20 protein-coding genes are annotated in these 21,761 nt (G+C 73.6%); 12 read left to right on the top strand and 8 right to left on the bottom strand.

What is annotated here, in order from left to right; translation table 11 throughout:
* Nucleotides 1-235: 235 nt before the first annotated feature.
* From AC0B61_RS00725 to AC0B61_RS00695, 7 genes are all read left to right on the top strand, one after another.
* The gene (locus tag AC0B61_RS00725) at nt 236-1,249 is read left to right on the top strand and encodes a substrate-binding domain-containing protein (RefSeq protein WP_471738823.1); all 1,014 of its coding nucleotides are present in this window, start codon (nt 236-238) and stop codon (nt 1,247-1,249) included.
* Nucleotides 1,246-2,292 (top strand): ABC transporter permease, encoded by a 1,047-nt coding sequence (locus AC0B61_RS00720; protein WP_471738405.1) that lies wholly within the window; start codon nt 1,246-1,248, stop codon nt 2,290-2,292. The genes AC0B61_RS00725 and AC0B61_RS00720 overlap by 4 nt, the downstream gene beginning before the upstream one ends.
* A complete protein-coding gene (locus AC0B61_RS00715) occupies nt 2,289-3,104 on the top strand; it encodes an ATP-binding cassette domain-containing protein (RefSeq protein ID WP_471738404.1) in 816 nt (271 codons plus the stop codon). Before AC0B61_RS00720 ends, AC0B61_RS00715 begins: the two co-directional genes overlap by 4 nt.
* Entirely contained in the window at nt 3,101-4,207 is a 1,107-nt protein-coding gene (locus AC0B61_RS00710; RefSeq protein ID WP_471738403.1) for an ROK family glucokinase, read from the top strand. Before AC0B61_RS00715 ends, AC0B61_RS00710 begins: the two co-directional genes overlap by 4 nt.
* Before the next feature lie 268 nt (nt 4,208-4,475).
* Nucleotides 4,476-6,266 carry a gamma-glutamyltransferase gene (gene ggt, locus AC0B61_RS00705; protein WP_471738402.1) on the top strand — a complete coding sequence of 597 codons (1,791 nt, stop codon included), beginning with the start codon at nt 4,476-4,478 and terminating at the stop codon, nt 6,264-6,266.
* A 186-nt stretch (nt 6,267-6,452) separates the two neighbouring features.
* Nucleotides 6,453-7,256 carry an exodeoxyribonuclease III gene (locus tag AC0B61_RS00700; RefSeq protein ID WP_471738401.1) on the top strand — a complete coding sequence of 268 codons (804 nt, stop codon included), beginning with the start codon at nt 6,453-6,455 and terminating at the stop codon, nt 7,254-7,256.
* 177 nt (nt 7,257-7,433) lie between these two features.
* Entirely contained in the window at nt 7,434-8,021 is a 588-nt protein-coding gene (locus AC0B61_RS00695; RefSeq protein ID WP_471738400.1) for a hypothetical protein, read from the top strand.
* Nucleotides 8,022-8,103: 82 nt separating this feature from the next.
* On the opposite strand, the gene AC0B61_RS00690 is transcribed toward AC0B61_RS00695, so the two are convergent.
* Nucleotides 8,104-8,886 (bottom strand): lysoplasmalogenase, encoded by a 783-nt coding sequence (locus AC0B61_RS00690; RefSeq protein WP_471738399.1) that lies wholly within the window; start codon nt 8,884-8,886, stop codon nt 8,104-8,106.
* Between the two features lie 248 nt (nt 8,887-9,134).
* On the opposite strand from AC0B61_RS00690, the gene AC0B61_RS00685 reads away from it, so the two are divergent.
* Entirely contained in the window at nt 9,135-10,979 is a 1,845-nt protein-coding gene (locus tag AC0B61_RS00685) for a DUF2398 family protein (RefSeq protein ID WP_471738398.1), read from the top strand.
* Nucleotides 10,980-11,090: 111 nt separating this feature from the next.
* Here AC0B61_RS00685 and AC0B61_RS00680 read toward each other — a convergent pair whose 3' ends face one another.
* Nucleotides 11,091-11,270, bottom strand: a complete 180-nt coding sequence (locus AC0B61_RS00680; RefSeq protein WP_471738397.1) for a hypothetical protein — start codon at nt 11,268-11,270, stop codon at nt 11,091-11,093.
* A 119-nt stretch (nt 11,271-11,389) separates the two neighbouring features.
* Nucleotides 11,390-13,021, bottom strand: a complete 1,632-nt coding sequence (locus AC0B61_RS00675) for a BCCT family transporter (protein ID WP_471738396.1) — start codon at nt 13,019-13,021, stop codon at nt 11,390-11,392.
* Between the two features lie 239 nt (nt 13,022-13,260).
* On the opposite strand from AC0B61_RS00675, the gene AC0B61_RS00670 reads away from it, so the two are divergent.
* Complete coding sequence (locus AC0B61_RS00670) at nt 13,261-14,484, top strand: sulfite oxidase (protein WP_471738395.1); 1,224 nt, start codon at nt 13,261-13,263, stop codon at nt 14,482-14,484.
* A gap of 12 nt (nt 14,485-14,496) precedes the next feature.
* Here the strand turns inward: AC0B61_RS00670 and AC0B61_RS00665 are convergent, their stop codons facing one another.
* The 5 genes from AC0B61_RS00665 to AC0B61_RS00645 all read right to left on the bottom strand — a co-directional run bounded on the left by AC0B61_RS00665 (nt 14,497) and on the right by AC0B61_RS00645 (nt 18,965).
* The gene (locus tag AC0B61_RS00665) at nt 14,497-15,147 is read right to left on the bottom strand and encodes a TetR/AcrR family transcriptional regulator (RefSeq protein WP_471738394.1); all 651 of its coding nucleotides are present in this window, start codon (nt 15,145-15,147) and stop codon (nt 14,497-14,499) included.
* A 90-nt stretch (nt 15,148-15,237) separates the two neighbouring features.
* On the bottom strand, nt 15,238-16,146 hold the full coding sequence (locus AC0B61_RS00660) for an acyl-CoA thioesterase (RefSeq protein ID WP_471738393.1): 909 nt from the start codon (nt 16,144-16,146) through the stop codon (nt 15,238-15,240).
* 199 nt (nt 16,147-16,345) lie between these two features.
* Entirely contained in the window at nt 16,346-17,569 is a 1,224-nt protein-coding gene (locus tag AC0B61_RS00655) for an MBL fold metallo-hydrolase (RefSeq protein WP_471738822.1), read from the bottom strand.
* Between the two features lie 341 nt (nt 17,570-17,910).
* Complete coding sequence (locus tag AC0B61_RS00650; protein WP_471738392.1) at nt 17,911-18,363, bottom strand: MaoC family dehydratase; 453 nt, start codon at nt 18,361-18,363, stop codon at nt 17,911-17,913.
* Between the two features lie 158 nt (nt 18,364-18,521).
* Complete coding sequence (locus AC0B61_RS00645; RefSeq protein WP_471738391.1) at nt 18,522-18,965, bottom strand: pyridoxamine 5'-phosphate oxidase family protein; 444 nt, start codon at nt 18,963-18,965, stop codon at nt 18,522-18,524.
* A 233-nt stretch (nt 18,966-19,198) separates the two neighbouring features.
* Between AC0B61_RS00645 and AC0B61_RS00640 the strand changes: the two genes are divergently transcribed.
* From AC0B61_RS00640 to AC0B61_RS00630, 3 genes are all read left to right on the top strand, one after another.
* Nucleotides 19,199-20,053, top strand: a complete 855-nt coding sequence (locus AC0B61_RS00640; RefSeq protein WP_471738390.1) for a hypothetical protein — start codon at nt 19,199-19,201, stop codon at nt 20,051-20,053.
* Between the two features lie 361 nt (nt 20,054-20,414).
* Nucleotides 20,415-20,813: a hypothetical protein gene (locus AC0B61_RS00635; RefSeq protein WP_471738389.1), complete on the top strand. Its 399-nt coding sequence runs from the start codon at nt 20,415-20,417 to the stop codon at nt 20,811-20,813.
* Nucleotides 20,807-21,760: a hypothetical protein gene (locus AC0B61_RS00630; protein WP_471738388.1), complete on the top strand. Its 954-nt coding sequence runs from the start codon at nt 20,807-20,809 to the stop codon at nt 21,758-21,760. Before AC0B61_RS00635 ends, AC0B61_RS00630 begins: the two co-directional genes overlap by 7 nt.
* The last annotated feature ends 1 nt before the right edge of the window (nt 21,761 follow it).

The following is a 21,761-nucleotide window of genomic DNA, read 5'->3' as shown; positions in this document are numbered from 1 at the left end:
ATGATCGGTTGCCGTCCGAATCTGTGCGGAACCTGAGAGGAACATCACGTTCTCGTGATGCGCCCCCTTCGGATCGGCGCCTAGTCTGTCACCCGGACGGCGGTTGTCCGGACCAGATGTTCAGCGAACTTCCAGGAAAGGTCCCCCGGGGCACCTTACCTCCCAGGCCGTTCGCGTCGGCGGGCGAGGCGGTGCGATCCCGTGCGGCCGGGCCAGGGAGACTATGGGGATGAGCATCACCCGCTTTCGTCCGTCCCGCCGCTTCTGGCCCGTGTGCGCCGTCCTGGCCGTCGCGGTCACCGCGGCCGGTTGCAGCAGTACCGGAGGCAGACGCGCCGAGGAGGCCCGCGCCAAGGCCGCGTCCGCGGCCGGCGGCGCCGTCACCACCCCGCGCTGGAAGGTCGCCATGGTGACCCACGCCGGGGCCGGCGACGCCTTCTGGGACACGGTGCGCAAGGGCGCCGAGCAGGCCGCCGCCAAGGACAACATCGCCTTCCTGTACTCCAACGACGCGCAGACCCAGAACCAGGTCCAGCTCGTCCAGGCCGCCATCGACCAGAAGGTCGACGGCCTGCTGGTCACCCTCGCCAAGGGCGACGCCATGGCTGACGTCCTCGCCAAGGCCAAGGCCGCCGGCATCCCCGTGATCACCATCAACTCCGGCCAGGAGTACTCCGGGAAGTTCGGCGCGCTCACCCACATCGGCCAGGACGAGGCCACCGCCGGCCAGGCGGCCGGCACCGAACTGTCCGCCCGCGGACGCAAGAACGTGCTCTGCGTCATCCACGAGCAGGGCAACGTCGGCCAGGAGCAGCGGTGCTCCGGCGCCCAGTCCAAGGCCGGCGGCGCCTTCCAGGTGCTCTACGTCAACGGCGTCGACATGCCGGACGCCCGCGCCTCGATCTCCGCCAAGCTCCAGGCCGACCCGGCCATCGACACCGTGCTCACCCTCTCCGGCCCGATGGCCGCCACCGGACTGCAGGCGATCCAGGACGCCCACCGCCCCGTCGAACTGGACACCTTCGACCTCGGGCAGCAGGTGGTGGCCGGGCTCAAGTCCGGCAGCGTCGGCTTCGCCGTCGACCAGCAGCCCTACCTCCAGGGCTACGAGGGCGTCGACCTGCTCTGGCTCTACAAGTCCAACCTGGACATGCTCGGCGGGGGCAAGCCGGTCGAGACCGGCCCGCAGATCCTCACCAGGGAGAACGCCGACGCGCTCGCCGGGTACGTCGCGAGGGGGACCAGGTGAGCACCCCGGACCTCCTCGCCCAGGACGGCCTCGTCCAGGACCGCCCGGCGGCCCTGCGGCGGCTCCTCGCCCGCCCGGAACTGGGCTCGCTGATCGCCGCCGTCGCGGTGTTCGTGGTCTTCGCCGCCGTCGCCGCGCCGTTCCTGCGGGCCTCCTCGCTGGGCACCGTGCTCTACGCGGCGTCCACCATCGGAATCATGGCGGTGCCGGTGTCGCTGCTGATGATCGGCGGCGAGTTCGACCTCTCGGCCGGTGTGCTGGTCACCACCGCCGCGCTGACCTCCTCGATGGTCTCGTACCAGTTCACCGCGGTGACCTGGGTCGGCGTCCTGGCCTCCCTCGCGACCACGCTGGCGGTCGGCTGGTTCAACGGGTGGATGCTCGGCCGCACCAAGCTGCCCAGCTTCATCGTCACCCTCGGCACCTTCCTGATGCTGACCGGCGCCAACCTGGGCGTCACCAAGGCGGTCTCCGGGACGGTCTCCACCAAGCCGATCTCCGACATGGAGGGCTTCGCCGCCTGCCGCTGGCTGTTCGCCTCCGAGGTCACCGTCGGCGGGCTGACGATCAAGGCCACCGTCTGGTGGTGGCTCGGCCTGCTCGCGGTCGGCAGCTGGGTGCTGCTGCGCACCCGCTTCGGCAACTGGGTCTTCGCCGTCGGCGGCGACGCGGCCGCCGCCCGCGCGGTCGGCGTGCCGGTCGCCCGGACGAAGACCGTGCTCTACCTCGGCGTCGGCTTCGGCGCCTGGGTGCTCGGCCAGCACCTGCTGTTCTCCTTCGACACCGTGCAGTCCGGCGAGGGCGTCGGCAACGAGCTGATCTACATCGTCGCGGCCGTCATCGGCGGCTGCCTGATCACCGGCGGCTACGGCTCCGTCGTCGGCTCCGCGCTCGGCGCGCTGATCTTCGGCATGGTCAGCAAGGGGATCATCTACGCCCAGTGGAACCCGGACTGGTTCAAGTTCTTCCTCGGCGCGATGCTGCTGATGGCCGCACTGCTGAACGCCTTCGTCAAGCGCCGGGCCGAGCGGGGGCCGCGATGACGGGCAGTGAACTCCTCGCCCTCGAGGGCGTCGGCAAGAGCTACGGCACCGTCAGGGCGCTCCGGGACGTCTCGCTGACCCTGCGGGCCGGCGAGATCAGTTGCGTGCTCGGCGACAACGGGGCCGGCAAGTCCACCCTGATCAAGATCATCTCGGGGTTGCACCGGCACGACGAGGGCAGCTACACCGTGGGCGGCGAGGAAGTCCGCCTCGACTCCCCGCGCCAGGCCCTGGACCGCGGTATCGCCACCGTCTACCAGGACCTCGCCGTCGTCCCGCTGATGCCGGTCTGGCGCAACTTCTTCCTCGGCTCCGAACAGGGCATGCGCCGCTGGGGCGGCCTACGCCTGGACGCCGACGGGATGCGCGCCACCACCCGCGAGGCACTCGCCCGGATGGGCATCGACCTGCACGACGTCGACCGGCCGATCGGCACCCTCTCCGGCGGCCAGCGCCAGTGCGTGGCGATCGCCCGCGCGGTGCACTTCGGCGCCAAGGCCCTGATCCTGGACGAGCCCACCGCCGCACTCGGCGTCAAACAGTCCGGCGTGGTGCTCAAGTACGTCACCGCCGCCCGCGACGCCGGGCTCGGGGTCGTGCTGATCACCCACAACCCGCACCACGCGCACCTGGTCGGCGACCACTTCACCCTGCTCAAGCGCGGCCGGATGGCGGGCAGCCACCCCCGCGCCGAGATCAGCCTGGAACAGCTCACCACCGAGATGGCCGGCGGCTCCGACCTCGCCGAGCTCTCGCACGAGCTGGCCCGACCCTCCGCCTTCGATTCCCGTGAGGAGCGTCCGCAGCCGTGACCAGCCCCCAGAGCAGCACCAGGCCGCCCGTCCTGCCCACGCTGCTCGGCCTCGGCCCGCGCGCCGAGCGCCGCCGCCGCGCCCTGCCCGCGGGAATACTGCGACTGCCCACCATCGGCATCGACATCGGCGGTACCAAGGTGGTCGCCGGGGTGGTCGACGGCGAGGGCAAGGTGCTGGAGAAGCTGCGCACCGACACCCCCGACAAGAGCAAGAGCGCCAAGGTGGTCGAGGACGTCATCGTCGAGCTGGTGCTGCAGCTCGCCGACCGGCACGACGTCCACGCCGTCGGCGTCGGCGCGGCCGGCTGGGTCGACGCCGACCGCTCCCGGGTGCTGTTCGCCCCGCACCTCAACTGGCGCAACGAGCCGCTCCAGCAGGCGCTCAGCGAGCGGCTGCGGTTCCCGGTGATCGTGGAGAACGACGCCAACGCGGCCGCCTGGGCCGAGTGGCGCTTCGGCGCCGGGCGCGGTGAGGACCACATGGTGATGCTCACCCTGGGCACCGGCATCGGCGGCGCGGTGGTCCGGGACGGCTACGTCGACCGCGGAAAGTACGGCCTGGCGGGCGAGTTCGGGCACATGCAGGTGCTGCCCGGAGGCCACCGCTGCCCGTGCGGCAACCGCGGCTGCTGGGAGCAGTACTCCTCCGGCAACGCCCTGGTGCGCGACGCGCGGGAACTGGTCGCCGAGGAGTCCCCGGTGGTGCAGCCGCTGCTGGCCCGGGCGGGCGGCACGGTCGAGGGCATCACCGGGCCGCTGGTCACCGAGGCCGCGCGGGAGGGCGACCCGACCGCCATCGAGCTGCTCTACGAGGTCGGCACCTGGCTCGGCGTCGGCATCGCCAACCTGGCCGCGGGGCTCGACCCGGGCCGCTTCGTCATCGGCGGCGGGGTCTCCGAGGCCGGCGACCTGCTGCTCGGCCCGGCCCGGGACACCTTCCGCCGCACCCTCACCGGCCGCGGCTTCCGCCCCGAGGCCACCATCGTGCACGCCGCCCTCGGCAACGAGGCCGGCCTGGTCGGCGCCGCCGACCTCGCCCGGCAGGTGGCCCGGCGCTTCCGCACCATCAAGCGCCGCCGGGTGGAGCGCAGCGCGCTGTAGGGGTGGGGCGGGGCGGGGTGGGCGTGGGCGGCTGACGGGTCTCAGCCGACGGGATTCAGCTGACAGAGTTCAGCGAACAGATTTCGTTATCTGTTCGCTGAACTCTGTCAGCTGAAAGTTGTCAGTTGTCAGCTGTTCGGCCCCCGCCCCTCGCCTTGCCCCCGGTCGCTTTCGCTCCGTCAACTACCGGTTGGTAACGCCTCGGTGTGGTTGTCGGATCATCTCTCCTGTGGAACAACTGGGTTGACGTCGACCCAGGAGGACTCGGATGAGGGCTCTGACCCGTCTCGCACCACCACTGCTGCTCACCACCGCGTTGGTCTGGTCCACCGCGCTGCCGGCCGGTGCGGCGGCCCCGCCGCCGAAGGCGCCCGAAGCGGTCGGCTGGGGCGGCGCGGTGGCCACCGTCGACGCCGACGCCACCGCCGCCGGGATCGAGGTGCTGCGCAAGGGCGGCAACGCGGTGGACGCGGCGGTCGCCGCCGCGGCGGCCCTCGGGGTCACCGAGCCGTACTCCTCCGGTGTGGGCGGCGGCGGGTACTTCGTCTACTACGACCACGCCACCGGCCGGGTGCACACCCTCGACGGCCGCGAAACGGCCGGCCGCGGCGCCGACACCGGACTGTTCCTGGAGGACGGCAAGCCGCTGGCCTTCGCCGACGCCGTCACCAGCGGCCTGTCCGTCGGCGTCCCCGGAACCCCGGCCACCTGGGACGCCGCACTGCGCCGGTGGGGCAGCCGTTCGCTCGCCCGGAACCTCGAACCCGCCGAGCGGATCGCCGACAACGGCTTCGTCGTGGACGAGACCTTCCGCAAGCAGACCGCCGACAACCAGGCCAGGTTCAAGGACTTCCCGGCCACCGCGAAGCTCTACCTGCCCGACGGCAAGCCCCCCGAGGTCGGCACCGTCCTGCGCAACCCCGACCTCGGCGCCACCTACCGACTGCTCGCCAAGGACGGCGTCAAGGCCTTCTACCAGGGCCAGTTGGCCCAGGACATCGTCAACACCCTGCAGCACCCGCCGGTCGACCCGGCCTCCGGCCGCAACGCCCGCGCCGGCAAGGTCGATTCCGCCGACCTCGCCGCCTACCAGGTCCGCGACCAGGCTCCCACCCACGTCTCCCACGGCGCCTACGACGTCTACTCGATGGCCCCCTCCAGCTCCGGCGGCACCACGGTCGGCGAGGCGCTCAACATCCTGGAGGACGGCGGCGACGTCTCGACGTACAGCAACACGCAGTACTACCACCACTTCCTGGAGGCCTCCCGGATCTCCTTCGCCGACCGCAACCGCTGGGTCGGCGACCCGGCCGCCGTCGACGTCCCCACCAAGCAGCTGCTCTCCGAGCGCTACGCCACCTCCCGGGCCTGCCTGATCAGCCCCGACCACGCGCTCACCAGCCCGCTCGCCCCCGGCGACCCGCGCCACCCGGCCGACTGCGCCGACGCCGGCCAGACCGCCGCCGAGCCCTACGAGGGCCCCAACACCACCCATCTGACGGTCGCCGACCGCTGGGGCAACATCGTCTCCTACACCCTGACCATCGAGCAGACCGGCGGCAGCGGCATCACCGTCCCGGGCCGGGGCTTCCTGCTCAACAACGAGCTGACCGACTTCGACTTCGCCCCGCTCGCCCCCGGCGTCCCCGACCCCAACCTGCCGGGCCCGGGCAAGCGGCCGCGCTCCTCGATGTCCCCGACCGTCGTGCTGCGCGACGGCGAGCCGTTCCTCGCCACCGGCAGCCCCGGCGGCGCGACCATCATCACCACCACCCTGCAGGTGCTGCTCGGGCGCCTCGACCGGGGCCTGAGCCTGGAGCAGGCCATCGCCGCGCCGCGCGCCAGCCAGCGCAACAGCACCGCGACCCAGGCCGAGCCCGCCTTCCTGGCACTGCCCGAGCGGGCCGGGTTGGAGGCCCTCGGGCACAGCTTCGCCAACGCCGGCGAGATCGGCGCCGCCACCGGCGTGGAACGGCTGCCGGACGGGCGCTGGGTGGCCGCCGCCGAACCGGTTCGGCGTGGCGGCGGTTCGGCGGCGGTGGTCCGGCCCGTGCGCTGACCGGACCGGCGGCCGGGCGCCGGGGCCGGCCGGATTGTCAGTGCCGGACGGTATGTTCGGGGTGGGCCTTCCCCGCGCGGGGCGGCCCACCCCGTCCGTAGCCACCGCTGTACCCGCAGCCGGGGCTCCAGCCGTGGATCCAGCCGTATCCCCGTCCGTACCGAACCATCGGGAAGGCCGCCCGCCGTGACCGTCCGCATCGCCACCTGGAACATCAACTCCGTCACCGCGCGGCTGCCCAAGCTCCTGGAGTGGCTGGAGAGCGCCAAGCCCGACGTGCTCTGCCTGCAGGAGCTCAAGTGCGCGGCCGACGCCTTCCCGTACGACGAGGTCCGCGAGCTCGGCTACGAGACGGCCGCGCACGGCACCGGCCGCTGGAACGGCGTCGCCGTCGTCTCCCGGCTCGGCCTGGACGACGTCGTGCGCGGCCTGCCCGGCCAGCCCGGCTACCTCGCCGACGGCGCGCTGCTGCCCGACGTCGAGCCGCGCGCCATCGCCGCCACCTGCGGCCCGGTCCGGGTCTGGTCGGTCTACGTGCCCAACGGCCGCGAGGTCGGCCACGCGCACTACCAGTACAAGCTGGAGTGGCTGGAGGCGCTGCGCGCGGCCTCCGTCGAAGACGCCGCCGGCTCCCGCCCGTTCGCCGTCCTCGGGGACTTCAACATCGCCCCGACCGACGAGGACGTCTTCGACGTCGCCGCCTTCGAGGGCCTCACCCACGTCACCCCGGTCGAGCGCGCCGCGCTGGAGGCGCTCGCGGGCATCGGCCTGCAGGACGTGGTGCCGCGCCCGCTCAAGTACGACCGCCCCTACACCTACTGGGACTACCGTCAGCTGGCCTTCCCGAAGAACCGGGGCATGCGGATCGACCTCACCTACGCCAACAAGGCCTTCGCCGATGCCGTCACCGACAGCTACGTCGACCGCGAGGCCCGCAAGGGCAAGGGCACCTCGGACCATGCGCCGGTCGTGGTCGACCTCGACCTCTGAGGCCCATCGGGAACCTTCGGCGGAGGTCACCCTGGGTGACGGGCCGTAACTCGAACGGTCCTGAGCGCTGGCTGAGCGCGAGGCGCGTGCCTACCGTCGGTGAATGACCGGGTGCGGTTGATCGACCACGTGGACATGGAGTCCCCGGCTGCGCCCGAGAATCCCGGAGGTTCCGGCATGCGCCCCACGCGTACGGCCGCCGCCGCCCTGATCGGCGCGGCGGCACTGACCGGCCTGACGGCCCCCCTCGCTTCCGCCAGGGACGGCGCGGCCTCGGTCAGCCCGTCCCAGGCCGCACCGGGCCAGACCGTGACGGTCACGGTCTCCTGTGAGAAGTCGGACAAGCCCGACGCCAAGACCATCACGGCCCGCTCCGCCGCCTTCGAGGGCGGGCCGGCGACCCTCACCCTGGGCCCCGACGGCAGACATGCCGGCTCCGCCCGGCTGAACTCCCAGCACAGCGGGGACAGCAAGGTCGACGGCACCTGCCCGGACGGCGGCGCCTTCTCCACCACCGTGACGGTCGCCACCGTCGCGGCCGCCACCCCCGACAGGGGCCTCGGCGGCTGGAGCGAGGCGGCGGGGGAGTGGGCCGGCTCGCTCGGGCAGTCCGGTGCCGGCAGCCAGCAGGTCGCCCCGCACGGCGCCGTGAAGACCGGTCTCGGCGGCTCGGTCGCGGCGGATCCGGGCGAGCTGGCCGGTGGTCTCGCGCTGGTCGCGGGCGGCCTCGGTGGATTCTGGCTGCTGCGGAGGCGCGGTGCCTGAGGGCCTTGGCCTCGCCACACGCCCCGCCGCGCCCCTGTGCCGCGCCGCCGGACCCTGACGGGACCGGCGGCGCGGCGGTGTGTCAGACGGTCCGGGGCTGCGGGCCTGCCAGGCGCTCCACCCGCGTGCGCCCGTCCCGCGAGGGCCCCTCCTGCTGCGAGGGCCCTTCCTGCTGCGCGAGCCTGTCGTCGTGCGCGAGCGTGCCGCCGGCCAGCAGGTACTGGGCCAGCACGTAGGTCGCCATGATCCAGAACTGATGCCCCGGCAGCTCCCGCCACTTCGCCAACTTGGTGGCGATCAACGTGTCGGAGAGCAGGAACAGGGCCCCGCCCAGCCCGGTCCGCCAGCCCAGCCCGGCCGAGGTGACGGCCGTCGAGGCGAGCAGCAGGCTGTAGCCGGCCACCGGGACCTGCAGGTCCCCGAGGTCCGGCCAGAGCCGGCCCACCAGGACAACCCAGGCCGTCGCGTACGCCGCCGCGACCGCCAGGGCCCGCCGGCGGTCGGTGAGCGCGCCGCGCCGGACGAACATCGTGACGTAGCAGACGTGCGCCGCCGCGAAGGAGCCCATGCCCGCGAGGAACGCCGGGTCGTTCTTCAGCTGGAGCAGCACGTCTCCACCCGCGCTCAGCAGCAGCGCCGGCGCCAGCAGTTTCGGCGCCTCCCGCCCGGCCGCCCTGGCCGCCGTCACGCTGTGCGCGGCCAGCAGCGGCATCAGGGCCGGCTTGGTGGCGTTCTGCACCACCGGGGCGCCGGACAGGATCGAGCCCAGGTGTGCCGCCGAGGCGGCCGCGAAGCCGCCCAGCAGGCCGGTGGTCGACCGCAGGCGCGCGCCGAGGACGGCGCGGGTGGTCGTACGGATACTCATGCTGCTGCGGCCTCCGGCGGTCGGGCGGTGGGGGATCGCACCGACCCTAAGGGAGCCGGACGGGCGGCGGAAGGCCGGGTTACCGGCGCGTAACCCGGGCGGGGCACGCCGGATGACGGCGTGGCGTCCGGGGGGAGGGGTGGGGAGCGGAGGGCGGGCGGCCGATTCGAGGGCTCTTGCGGAGACTTCCTCAGGAGGCCGGTTGCTGCCACCGGGTGACCCGGGCACCGTCTAGTCTGGATCCCGACATGGATCAGCAGGACTACGCGGTCGGCGCCACCCGGGTGGCCGCCGGCAGGCCGAACGGACCTACGGGCGGGGCAGGACGGGGAACCGCCGCCGCCGTCCTCGCCGTACGCGAAGCCGCTCCCGCCGGGGCCGTCGAGGGGGCGCCCGGGCCCGTTCCGGCTGGTCCCGCTGCTCCTGCCGCTCCCGTTGCAGCCGTCACTCCCGCCGCACCGGTCACACCCGCCGCTTGCGCCGACGCTGCTGACGGCCCGCAGGCCGTCGCTGCCTCCAGCGGCGCCGCCCTCTCGCCCGACCCGGGGCTGCTGCGGCTGGCCCACTGGTTCGCCGCCGCCACCCCCGGCACCGCCGACGACCTCTGTGCCGCCTCCTTCGGCCTCTACCCCGCCCGCCACCTCGGCGCGCCCGCCGCGCCCGCCGACCCCGACGTCAGCTGGTGGCACGGTCCCACCGTGCATGCCGCCGCGTCCCCGCGCTCGCGGGGGGCCAGGGACTCGCGTACCGAGGGCGGCCTGCGCCGGGCCCGCCGTGACGACGCCGCGCTGCCCGTCGTCCGGTCAGGTGCCAAGCCGGGCAGGCCCGGCAGGCACCGCAAGCCCGAGCGCACCCGGGTGCTGCCGGAGGCGCCCGTCGACGCGTGCCCGCCGCCGCCTCCGGTCGCGCAGGATCGTTCCGGCGAGGAACTGCCCGTCGCCGAACGGCGGATCGCCGCCCGGCTGCTGCTCGCCCACCCGCTGGTCACCGCCTCCGGCCCGCACGCCGACGGCTTCCCGCTGATCCGCCGTCACCGGCTCTGGCTCGCCGAACGGTTCGATACCCTGCTCGGCTACCGCCTCGACGTCGGGCCCTGGCACGCCCGGCTCTGCAAGGCCGGCCTCGGCGCCGGCGCCGCCCGCCGTCTCGAACACCCCGCCACCGGAGCTCCGTTCACCCCGGGCGCCTACGCCCAACTCGCCCTCGCCCTGGCGCTGTTGGTCGACGCCCCGGAACAACTCCGGTACCGGCGGCTGCTCGACGCGATGCGCGCCGCCGCGCCCGGACTGGCCGCCGACCCGGGCGACGTCGACATGGCGCTGGCCACGCTGGCCGGGTGGCAGGTGCTCGGCGACCTGCCGGCCGACCCGGCCGACGACTCCTTCGTCCTCACCGTGGACAGTGAACTCGCCCGCGCCGTCCCGGCCGGCCCGCCCGCCCTCGCCGCCGACGCCGCCGACCTCATCCGCCGCGCCGCCGAGGCCGAACCCGCCACCGCCGTACGCCGCCTGCTCGCCGAGACGCCCGCCGTCCTCACCGCCGACCTCCCCGAGGGCCACCGCGCCTGGCTGCACGAGCACCGGCTGAGCGGTCCCGCCGCGCTCGCCGAGTTCCTCGGCCTGGAGGCCGAGCTGCGTGCCGAGGGCGTCGCCCTGCTCGATCCGGCCGCCGAACTCACCGACCTCGCCCTCCCCGGCGCCGGCACCCTCGCCCAGGCCACCCAACTGCTGGTCGAGTGCCTGGTCGAGGAGGTCCGCCCGCTGCCCGGCGAGGGCGCCGACGGCGACGCCCCGATCCCGGACGCGCTGATAGACGGCGTCCTCGGCGACATCGCCGACGACTACGGTCTCCCGGCCCGCTACCTCTGCGACCGCACCGCCCTGCGCCGCGACGCCCTGGACCTCCTCCACCGGCTCGGCCTGATCACCCCCACCCCCCAGCCCAAGCGGCCCCCCACCTGGCACCTCCGCCCGCACGCCGCCCGTTTCGCCCCGGCTGCCGACCTCCAGCCCACCCCCGGCACCGGCCGCCACTCCCGCCCCATCCCCCTGGTCCCCTCCCCGCCGGCCGCCCGCACCGAACAGCGGGCGTAGGGAGCGAACGGCCTCCGCGCAAGCAGAAGCACCGCGTCCGTCATGCGGGACGGCGGTGCTGGGCGGCGTGCTGGGGTGGCGGGATTCGGGTGGGATGCGGGTGGGAGGTGGCTACTTGCTGGCGGTGGTGCTGGCGAGGGGCCCGTGTTCGACGGTTTCCACGGTGGCGCCGACGCCCAGGGCGCCGAGGGCGATGGAGGCGAGGACGGCGGTGCAGGCGAGCAGGCGGCGGTGCCGCTTCGGCAGGGGGAAGCGCGGTTCCTGGTAGGGCGCCTGAGGGTTGGCGTTCATGACAGGGAGGCTTCCAGGGCGGCGTGAACGGTCGGTACGCGCGGGTGAAGTCCGGACGGGGGTTGGACGTCGGTTGGCCGCGTACGCCCCACCCGCCGGGAGCGGGGCGTACGAGCTGGTCAGCGCTGTGCGCTCCGCTCACCGACGGTGGCCCGGACGGCGTCCCGCAGGCCGTGCGGCGGGTGGAAGCGGGACGGGCCCGCGGCCGGGTCCTCCCGGAGCTCCTTGACCAGGGAGACGCACAGCAGCAGCATCACCACGACGAACGGCAGGGCGACCAGGATGGTCGCGTTCTGCAGCGCGCTGAGCCCGCCGGCCAGCAGCAGGGCCGCCGCGACCCCGCCCATCAGGACGCCCCAGACGACCACCAGCCAGGTCCGCGGGTGCAGCGAGCCGCGGCTGGAGAGCGAGCCGAGCACCAGGGAAGCCGAGTCGGCGCTGGTGATGAAGAAGGTCATCACCAGCAGCACCGCGACCACGCTGGTGACCGAACCGAGCGGCAGCGCGCGCAGCATCTCGAACAGCGAGGCCTCGGGGCCCTGCGGGATGGTCGCGACCAGGTCGGCCGCGCCGGTGGTGACCAGCCGGATCGCGGTGCCGCCCATCACGCAGAACCAGACGACCGTCGCCCCGCTGGGCACCAGCAGCACGCCGAGCAGGAACTGCCGGATGGTGCGGCCACGCGAGATGCGGGCGATGAAGGTGCCGACGAAGGGCGCCCAGGAGAGCCACCAGGCCCAGTAGAAGATCGTCCAGGTGCCGAGCCAGGTCTCGTCGGTGAACGCCCCGGTCTGGGTGGACATCGCCAGCAGGTCGGAGAGGTAGCCGCCGACCGTGGACGGGATCGCGTCCAGGGCGAACACCGTCGGGCCGAACACGAAGACGAAGAGCATGATCAGCGAGGCCAGCACGACGTTCGAGGTGGAGAGCCACTTCACGCCCTTGTGCACGCCGGAGAAGGCGGACAGGACGAACGCGGCGGTCAGCGAGCCGATGATGACCAGTTGGGCGTTCTGGGTGTTGCGGACGGAGGAGATGTAGCCGAGGCCGTCGGCGACCTGCAGCGCGCCGAGGCCGAGGCTGGTCGCGGAGCCGAAGACGGTGGCGAAGACGGCCAGCAGGTCGATGGTCCGCCCGGCCCAGCCGTCCGCGCCGCGCTGACCGATCAGCGGGACGAAGGCGGCGGAGATCCGGTTGCCGCGGCCCTTGCGGAAGGTGGTGTAGGCGAGGGCGAGGCCGCCGACCGCGTAGATCGCCCAGGGGTGCAGGGTCCAGTGGAAGAGCGCGAACTCCAGGGCCTGCCGGGCGGCGGCCGCGCTCTGCGGCTCCAGACCGGAACCGGGCTGCGGGGCGGCGAAGAGCTGGAGCGGCTCACCGACGCCGTAGAACATCAGGCCGATGCCCATCCCCGCGCTGAACATCATGGCGACCCAGGCGAGGGTGGAGAACTCCGGTTCGTCGTCGTCGCGGCCGAGTCGGATCCGGCCGAACCGGCTGAAGGCGAGCAGCACGGTGACGACGAGGAAGATGTCGGCGGCGACCACGAACAGCCAGCCGAAGTTGTGCAGGACCCAGCCGAGCGCGGTGCTGGAGGTGCGACCGAGCGAGTCCTCGGCGAAGACGCCCCAGGCGACCACCGCCAGCACCAGGACGGCGCTGATGCCGAAAACCGCCCGGTCGGTCGCCAGGGTCGCGGCAGGCTCGTCGGGCTCCTTCACGCGCTGGTCGGGCTGCGGCGGCTGGGTGCTCATCGGATGGCCTCTCGACAGACTCGATGTCTCCGGGGCGCGGTGGTTCGCGCCGTAAGTCGCACTATGTCCAGTGCGTTCCGTGAGGCGGGGGAGGGCGCGCCGGGTGGGCGGGGAGCGGCCGGCGAGTGCGGAACGGCCGAAACGGTTCGGCGACGGGGCCGGGGCCTGGACTGTGACGGACGGCGGTGGTCACGCAGCGCGTCGGAGCGCCTACGCTGGGACGGCGGGGCGCTTACTGTGTGCCCGTGTCGGCCGCGCCGGCGTGGCCCCGGGCCGGGCGGTCGCCGAGGAGGTGCCCAGGTCCCATGTTCGAAAATGTCACGCCCCCGATCCCCACGCCCGGGGTCGCCCCGTCCGGGATCGTCAAGCCGCTGCCCGCCGAGTGGTTCGTCCCGCACGGCACCAACGCCGAGATGCGCTGGGAGGCCCTGCGGGACGCCGACGGCGCGGCCGTCGTCGGCCGGCACGTGCCCGTGGAGCGGTTCTTCGTCCGCAACCACACCGGCACACCGTTGATCGACCCCGACACCTGGCGGCTGAGGCTGTTCGGCGCCGGCCTGCGCGGGGCGCCGACGGCGGAGCACCCGGTGGAGTTCGACCTGGCCGGCCTCCGGGCGCTGTCCGCGACCCGGATCAGCGCGGTGATCGAGTGCGCGGGCAACGGCCGCGACTACTTCCGCCGCCAGCAGGGCCAGTGCGTCCCGGGCACGCCGTGGACGCTCGGTGCGATCGGCTCGGCGGCCTGGCGGGGCGTCCGGCTGGCCGAGTTGCTGCACGCGGCCGGGCTGACCGGCGGGGCGGTCGACGTGCTGCCGACCGGCCTGGACGCGGACTACGTGGTCGACGGGGTCAACCACGGCCCGGTCCGCCGACCGCTGCCGCTCGCCAAGGCGCTGGACGACGCGCTGCTCGCGTACGAGATGAACGACGAGCCGCTGACGCCCGACCACGGCGCGCCGCTGCGGCTGGTGGTGCCCGGCTGGGTGGGTGTCGCCTCGATCAAGTGGGTCGGCACCATCGAGGTGGCCGACCACCCGCTCCACTCGCCCTGGAACACCGACTTCTACCGGATGTTCGGCCCGGACCACCCGCCGGGCGGCGGGGCGCCGCTCACCGCGCAGGTGGTCCGCAGCGCCTTCGAACTGGCCCCGGACGCGGCGCTGGAGGCCGGCCACGTCCACCGGCTGCACGGGCGCTCGTGGTCCGGCACGGCGGCGGTGCGCCGGGTCGAGGTGAGCGCCGACGGCGGCCGGACGTGGCGGCGCGCCGAACTGCACGGCGGGTCGCACGCCGACGACTGGACGCGCTGGAGCGTCGACTGGCGGCCCGAGCGGCCCGGCCGGTACGAGCTGCGCGCCCGTGCGACGGACCGCCGGGGCAACACCCAGCCCGAGCGGGAGGCGTTCAACCGGGAGGGCTACCTGTTCGGTGCGGTGGTGGCCCACCCGGTGACGGTGGTCTGAGCCCGCCCGGGGTCAGCCGGTGGACTGGACCTCGTACGGGGCCGGGTAGCGCGTCTCGTACGGGTTCAGCACCAGCCGCACCACGTCCTCCAAGCGCCGCCGGGCGTCCCCGAGGGTGGTGCGGCCGGTCACCCAGGCGGTCAGCTCGCCCTGCCAGGCGTGCGCGACGATGTGGCGCACCAGGTCGCTCGCGGCGGCCGGCACCTCGGCCGTCACCGCCTGCAGGGCGGTGCTGTCGGCGCGGGCCATGCCCTGCAGTGCCTCGCTGGCGAACGGGTCGGTGGAGGCGGCCACGGACACCCGCAGCCGGGCGAGTTCGGGCTGCCGCTGGTAGGCCCGCATGCCGCCCCGGACGAACCGCACCGCCCGGTCGGTCGCGCCCGGACCGGCCCGGGGCCCGCGCAGCTCGGCCACCAGGTCGGCCAGCAGCAGGCGGTGCCATTCGGCGATCGCCGCCGCCAGGAGGTGGTCCTTGGAGGAGAAGTAGCGGTACGCCGTCCCCAGAGCGACTCCGGACCGCTCGCACACGTGCTTCATCTGCAGCCGCTCGACGCCGATCTCGTTCACCAGGGCGAGCGCGGCCGCTATCAGGTTCTCGCGGCGTTCGAGCTGACGTGGAGACATCGCCTCCACCGGCCGTGGTGACAGGTCAACCTTGGTCACCCGCACCATGATACGGGCCGGGACCGCTCAGGAGTATGACGCCGACCGGCTCCCTTCCGTTCGCCCGTGGGTCACCGGGCTGCGGCGGCGCTACGGCTGTCGACGGATCAGGGCCTCCTGGACGGCGGAGGCCACCAGTCGGCCGTCCCGGTCGTAGAACTCGCCGAGCGCCAGGCCCCGGCCGTCCGAGGCGGACGGGCTGCGCTGGGCGAACAGCAGCCACTCGTCGGCCCGGAAGGGGCGGTGGAACCACATCGCGTGGTCCAGCGAAGCCATCAGCAGCGTGGGCGGCTCGGTGCGTTGGAAGAAGTTCGGCTGCTCGTTCAGCCCGGCGGTGGAGGCCAGGGTGAGGTCGGACAGGTAGGCGAGCGCGGCGGCGTGCAGCAGCGGGTCGTCGCCCGGCAGCGGGGAGGCGGTGCGCATCCAGACGAACTGCTGGAGCAGGCCGGGGACGGCCGGCGGCAAACCCGGGGAGCCCGGCGGGACGAAGCGCACGTCGAGGTCGTTGAAGCCGCCGGTCGCCGCGACCGTCCGGCGGACCTCGTCGGGTGCGTGGGCGACGGCGTCCGGCAGGGACTCCGGGCCGGCCAGCGGCGGCATCGTGCGGTGGCGGTCGAGGGCCGGCTCGGGGTGCTTGAAGGAGACGGTGAGCGAGAAGATCTCGTTCCGCTTCTGGACCGCCGTGACCCGGCGGGTGGTGTACGAGAAGCCCTCGCGCACCCGCTCGACCAGGTAGTCGATCGGCTGGGTGGGGGTGCCGGGGAGGAGGAAGTAGCCGTGCAGCGAGTGCGCCGGGCGGCGGTCCTCCAGGGTGCGCCCGGCGGCGACGAGTGCCTGCGCGGCGACGTGGCCGCCGAAGGCGCGCATCGGGGCGCCGGCGTGGCAGAAGCCCCGGAACGTGTTCTCGTCCAGCTGCTCGATCTCCAGCAGCTCGGCGAAGGGGGCGGTCGGCCGGGCGGCCCCGGCGGGCCGCAGGTGCGGTTCGGTCAGGTCGGTCACGGGGTCATAGTGGCAGAAGCCAACCGTGCGGTGGTGTGACGTGGGTAACGGGGCAGGAGCGGAGCGGGTCGTAGAACACGTTCCAACTTTCACGGAACGGCGGACCGCGAAGGGCGAACGGCGAACGAAGAACGGAGAACGGAGAACAGAGAACGACTAACAGCGAACAACTAACAGCGAACAACTAACAGCGAACAGATTATGAAATCTGTTCGCTGAAATCTGTTACCTGTTCGCGCGCCTCACTGCTCGCGGTGGCCGCCCCCGCCGCAGCCACCGTCCCGTTCGCCACCGTCCCGTCCGCCCGCGCTCCGGCCGGCGGTTCGCTGCCGTACGGCGAAACGGCGACGGCGCGCCACCAGAGGCGGAGGGCGGGCGGGTCGGCGGGTTCGAAGGGCTTGCCCGGGCGGGGCACCGCGAGGCGGGCGCCGAGTGCCTGGGCGGCGGCGACCACCCGCTCGACGGGTTCGTCCCAGGGGTGCAGCGCGAGGTTGAACGTGCACCAGTGGATCGGCAGCAGTAGTTCGCCGTCCAGGTCCAGGTGCGCCTGGACGCCCTCCTCGGGCGTCATGTGTACCTCGGGCCAGAAGTCGCTGTACGCGCCGACCTGCATCATGGTCGCGTCGAACGGGCCCAGTCGGCGGCCGATCTCGGCGAAGCCGGGGAAGTAGCCGGTGTCGCCGCTGTGGAAGATCCGGTGCCCGCTGCCGGAGACCACCCAGGACGCCCACAGGAACAGGGAGCTGGTGCGCGGCCCCCGGCTGCAGTAGTGGCGGGCGGGCGTGGCGGTCAGGGTCAGCCCGGCGACCTCGGCCGACTCCCACCAGTCCAGCTCGACGATCCGTTCGACCGGCACGCCCCAGTGCTCGAGGTGAGCCCCGACGCCGAGCGGTACGGCGAACACCGCCCCCGTCCCGGTCAGTGCCCGGACGGTGGCCATGTCGAGGTGGTCGTAGTGGTCGTGGGAGACCACGACGACGTCCACCGGCCCGATTTCGGACAGCGGTAGCGGCACCGGGTGGAGCCGCTTGGGGCCGGTCCAGGAGAACGGGGAGCAGCGCTCGCCCCAGACGGGGTCGAGCAGGACGCGCCGTCCGCCGATCTCGGCGAGCACGGTGGCGTGGCCCAGCCAGGTCAGCCGCAGCCCGGATTCCGGCGGTGCGGCCAGGTCGGCCGGGAGCAGCCGGTGCACCGGTACGGCGGCGGCCGGCGCCCGGTGGGTCTTGCTCCCGGCGAGCTGGGCGCGGGTGATCTCCAGCGGGCTGCGCTCGTACACCAGGCGGCGGGTCGGCACCGGGTTGCGGAAGGCGCCGTCGGCGAAGTGCGGGGAGCGGCGGATCCGGGCGAGCCGTTCGCCCCGGGGCTCGGCGCCGAAGGTGTCGGCCCGCACCCGGTGCCAGGCGGCCCGGGGCAGCCCGGCCAGCCCGGGGACGGCGCGGTCGGCGATGAGGTCGGCGGCGGCGCCGGTGGGGGGCGGGGCGAACTGTGCGGACAGACCGGCGAGGCGGGAGAACCACGGGGCGGGGCGGGGCACGGCTCCTCCAAGGACGGTCACGGCTACCGGGCGTGCCCGGGGCGCGTATCGCAGTGGCGGGTGGGGCCCTCGTGATACGACAACCATCTCGTCGGAGATTACTCGCCATGGGCCGTCCGGACCTGGTGGAGGGCCAGGTGCGGTCCAATCGGCGTACCCGGCCGATCCGGTTCCGGGCCGCACCGGTCGGGCCCGGAGAGCGCCCTGGGCCCCGGTTCCCGGGCCCCGGCTCAGGCGTAGAAGCGAGTGATCGTTTCTGCGACGCAGTGCGGCTTGGCGCTCCGCTCGCTCGTGATGGTGAACCGCACCACGGCCTGGACGCCGCCGGGCACCTCGGTGGCCGTGACCAGCTCGGCCGTGGCCCGGATCGCCGTACCGACCGGTACCGGCGCGGGGAAGCGCACCTTCTCGGAGCCGTAGTTCAGCGCCATCCGCACACCCTCGACGGCGTAGCACTCCTTGGCCAGCACCGGGATCATCGACTGGGTCAGGTAGCCGTGCGCGATGGTCGAGCCGAACTGGCTCTCCTTCGCCCGCTCCGGGTCCACATGGATCCACTGGTGGTCGCCGGTCGCCTCGGCGAACAGGTCGATCTGCCGCTGCTCGATGGTGTGCCACTCGCTGGTGCCCAGCTCGGTGCCGACGGCGGCGGTCAGCTCGGCGAGGGAGGCGAAGGTCGTCACGGTGCGCTCCTGGAGGGGGACGGGCCCGGGGAGGGGTTAGGACGCCGGAAGCGTATGCCTACCCGCCGGTATCTGTCAGGAGTCCGAAGATCCCGAACGCCGAAATTCGGTGCCGAAGGGACGGGGCAGGGCGACGGACGGGAAAGGGGCGCCGGTGTTCAAGGCCGCGGCACGGCGCGCCCCGGGCCGTCTGGCCCGGTCGGGCCCAGCCGGCGGCCGCTCACCAACTCCGGCGCCAGCGCCACGAACAGCGGCTCCGGGTCGCCCACCCACGGCCGCAGGCCGGAGCGCAGCATCCGCCGCACCTGCTCGGGGTCGCGCACCGCGTCGGCCCGCCCGTGCACCAGCACGCTCCAGCCGGTACGGGTGACCGGGTCCAGCAGGTCGGCCTGGAAGGCCACCACCGTGCCGTCAAGCCCGCGCGCGGTGGCACTTCCCCGGCGCACGGCGAGCACCAGCCGCCCCTCCAGCACCTCGAAGGAGACCGGCAGGACGGCCGGCAGTGCGTGCTCGGTGTACACCACGCGTCCGACGGGCACGGTGCTGAGCAGCCGCAGGCACTCGGCCTCGCTCAGGGTCTCCACGCAGTCCTCACGCTCCATGCGTCCGATCGTCCTCCGGTCGGCGCCCGCGTCGATAGGGCCCATGGTCCCTGAGACGGCGGGCCGGGAGCCCCGGCGGTGGCCGGCCGGGGCGGTAGCCTGCCCGGCGGCGCAAGAGTGACGCGGAGACGGATCGGGGCCGCGCACGGTGGCTCGCCCGCGAACCGCGCGGCGGCCGACCGCGGCGGCGGGTGCCGGCCCCGGGTGCCGGGGCGGCCAGGAGGGGGGGACGGATGGCGGGCGGGGTCGATCTGGTGGTGATCGGGGCGGACGGCGGGCCCGACCGGGCCTTCGGCGGTTCGGCGCTCGCGCCGGCCGGCGCCGGGCTGCTCGCCGAGGTGCTGCCCGGGATGTGCTTCGACACCGGCGCGGCCGGCTGCCGGGTCACCACCGCGCCCCCGGACGCGGACGCCAACGCGATGCTCACCGCCGTCCGGGACGCGGCCCAGCACCCCGGCCGCTGGCTGGTGGTCTGCCTGGTCGGGCAGTTGGTGGCCGATCCGCGCGGGCGCCGCCTCGCGCTGGTCACCGGCGGCAGCACCGCCGACAACGCCTACCGCCGGGGCCTGGCCTGGGACTGGGTGGTCAGCGCGATGGTGCACGGCGACCAGGAGGAGGCACTGCTGCTGGTCGACGCGGTGGCCGACCGGGACACCTGGGCGGCGCTGGAGCGCGGCGGCGGCGAGGACGGCGCGGGCGAACTGCTGAGCTTCTCGCGCGTCCCCCTGTGGGGCCGGATCGGCCGCTACGCCCCGGGCAGACGCGGCCGGGACGCCGTACTGCCGGGCGGTGACGGCTCGTTCAGCCGGGCCCTGACCGCCGTCCTGCGCGAGGGCGTCCCTGGTGCGCCGGCGGCCGTCGCCCCACTGGACCTCCAACCCGCCGTGGCGGCGCTGACGGACGGGGCGAAGTCGGCCGGTAGTTCGGGTGCGCCGGGCGCGCGCCTGCTCGTTCCGCCGCACGGCGGGCGCCTGTTGATGCGCAATCGGGCCGCGGTTCGGGGCGCATTGGCCGGATTGTCGCTTTCCGAAGAACTGTTGGCCGTTCTGTGGCGGGAAAGTGCCCCGACGGAACCGCCTTCCGCGTAAGGTCAGGGGGCCTGAGGTGTTGCCGTGATGGGGTGGGTTGGCGAAGAATCGATCCCCAGCGGAAAGCCCGGCGGGACGACGGAATTCTTCCGGCGGCCGTGGATCACGGATCGGGTCGGTCGCGACGAGGTGGGCGATGCGGCAGCGCGGAAATGTGGTGCGCCCCGGGGCGGTTGGGGTCGGTGGGGCGGTTCTGGTGTTGTTGCTCGGCGCTTGCGCGGGCGGTGGTTCCGGCGGTTCCGTCGATCACCTGGGGACGGCTGCGCCCACTGTTGCGGGAGTGGCTCCGGTAACTCCTTCGAGTGGTTCGGTAAACGCCGCGATCGCGCCGACCGAGGGCCCGGAAGGGGCCTTGAGCCGGGTGGCACTGAAGGCGTATCAGGACTGGTGGCAGATCCAGGCCGAGGTTTTCGGACGACCGGATTCGGACGGATACACACTGGAGCAGTACTCCTCCGGGCGGGCCCTGTCGGACACCCTGGTCAGCCTCCGCCAACTCCGCGACGCCAAAGTGGTGATGACCGGAACGCCGCGCAATTCGCCGGTGGTCAAGACCGTCGACCTGAAAGCCGATCCGCAGACCGCCGTGATCGAGGACTGCGTCGACCTGACGGGTTGGCACCGCGTCGATGCCGTCACCGGGGCCGCGAAGGATCCGGGGCAGCGGCTGAACCGGTATCTCGCGACCGCGTCCCTGCGCATGTTCCAAGCACATTGGCTGATCTACGAGTTCACACGGGAGGTGGACCGGACATGCTGAACGCGCGGAAACCGGCCCGGCGAATCGCGGCCGTGGCGTCGATGTCGGTCGGATTGCTGCTGTCCTCGGCGGTGACCGCGACGGCGGACGAACCGCCGAGCGGTGGGGCCGAGCAGTGTTTCCCGAACGTGATCTGCGCGGACGCCAATTCCGGCGGAAAGACGCCCGTGCCCGGATCCACGAAACCGGGCGGAGGGGGAGGCGGCGGCGCGGACACCGGCCCGCAGCTGTGCAGCTACCACGACGTCCCCTGGGCCTGCCACGACCCGCAGTTGGGCTGGTTCAACAGCGACAAGGGCTGCTACTTCCGCCAGCTGGACAACCCGCCGGCCGCGGGCGACCCGGCCTGGGACGGACACGACCCGAAGGACGGCTCGCTCTACTCGAAGGTCTGCCCGCAGACGGGCGGGGGCCAGGACGGGGCCGAGGTCGTCTTCGTGCCCAAGTCGGAGAACGGGCCCGCGCCGGACGCCGAGGCCATGGCCATCGAGTCGGCGAGGGAGCGGGTCGTCTTCGGGACGCCGGTGGGCCGGGTCGCGCCCGAAGGCACGGCGGTGGTCAACTCGCCGGTCTGGCTCTGGGCCGACCACGCCGCGACACCCGCGCCGGGAACCGCGGCCGTGCAGGGCATCTCGGTCACCGTCACCCCCAAGCCGGTGCGGGCGGACTGGGACTTCGGGGACGGCCTCAGGACGTCCTGCGCGACGGCCGGGACGCCGTACGACCCCGCGTACGGGGGCGCCGAGTCCCCGGACTGCGGCTACCTGTTCAAGACCGGCTCCGGCCGGCAGAAGGACGGGGCCTTCGCCGCCACGGTGACGCTGAACTGGGAGGCCACCGTCGTCGTCACCGGCGGGCCCAACCCGCGGACCTTCAAGATCGGCGGCATCAAGCAGACCAGCCCGGTCTTCCGACTCAAGGTCGCCGAGGTGCAGGTGCTCAACTGAC

It is taken from the genome of Kitasatospora sp. NPDC023385 (assembly GCF_055664045.1).
This window is presented reverse-complemented; position numbering and strand designations above follow the sequence as displayed.

Bases quoted from the DNA above. Each gene is read 5' to 3' on its own strand.
- AC0B61_RS00685 (WP_471738398.1), top strand. From the start codon at position 9,135: ATGGATCAGCAGGACTACGCGGTCGGCGCCACCCGGGTGGCCGCCGGC.
- AC0B61_RS00640 (WP_471738390.1), top strand. From the start codon at position 19,199: ATGGCGGGCGGGGTCGATCTGGTGGTGATCGGGGCGGACGGCGGGCCC.
- AC0B61_RS00680 (WP_471738397.1), bottom strand. From the start codon at position 11,270: ATGAACGCCAACCCTCAGGCGCCCTACCAGGAACCGCGCTTCCCCCTG.
- AC0B61_RS00690 (WP_471738399.1), bottom strand. From the start codon at position 8,886: ATGAGTATCCGTACGACCACCCGCGCCGTCCTCGGCGCGCGCCTGCGG.
- AC0B61_RS00645 (WP_471738391.1), bottom strand. From the start codon at position 18,965: ATGGAGCGTGAGGACTGCGTGGAGACCCTGAGCGAGGCCGAGTGCCTG.
- ggt (WP_471738402.1), top strand. From the start codon at position 4,476: ATGAGGGCTCTGACCCGTCTCGCACCACCACTGCTGCTCACCACCGCG.
- AC0B61_RS00630 (WP_471738388.1), top strand. From the start codon at position 20,807: ATGCTGAACGCGCGGAAACCGGCCCGGCGAATCGCGGCCGTGGCGTCG.
- AC0B61_RS00675 (WP_471738396.1), bottom strand. From the start codon at position 13,021: ATGAGCACCCAGCCGCCGCAGCCCGACCAGCGCGTGAAGGAGCCCGAC.
- AC0B61_RS00715 (WP_471738404.1), top strand. From the start codon at position 2,289: ATGACGGGCAGTGAACTCCTCGCCCTCGAGGGCGTCGGCAAGAGCTAC.
- AC0B61_RS00695 (WP_471738400.1), top strand. From the start codon at position 7,434: ATGCGCCCCACGCGTACGGCCGCCGCCGCCCTGATCGGCGCGGCGGCA.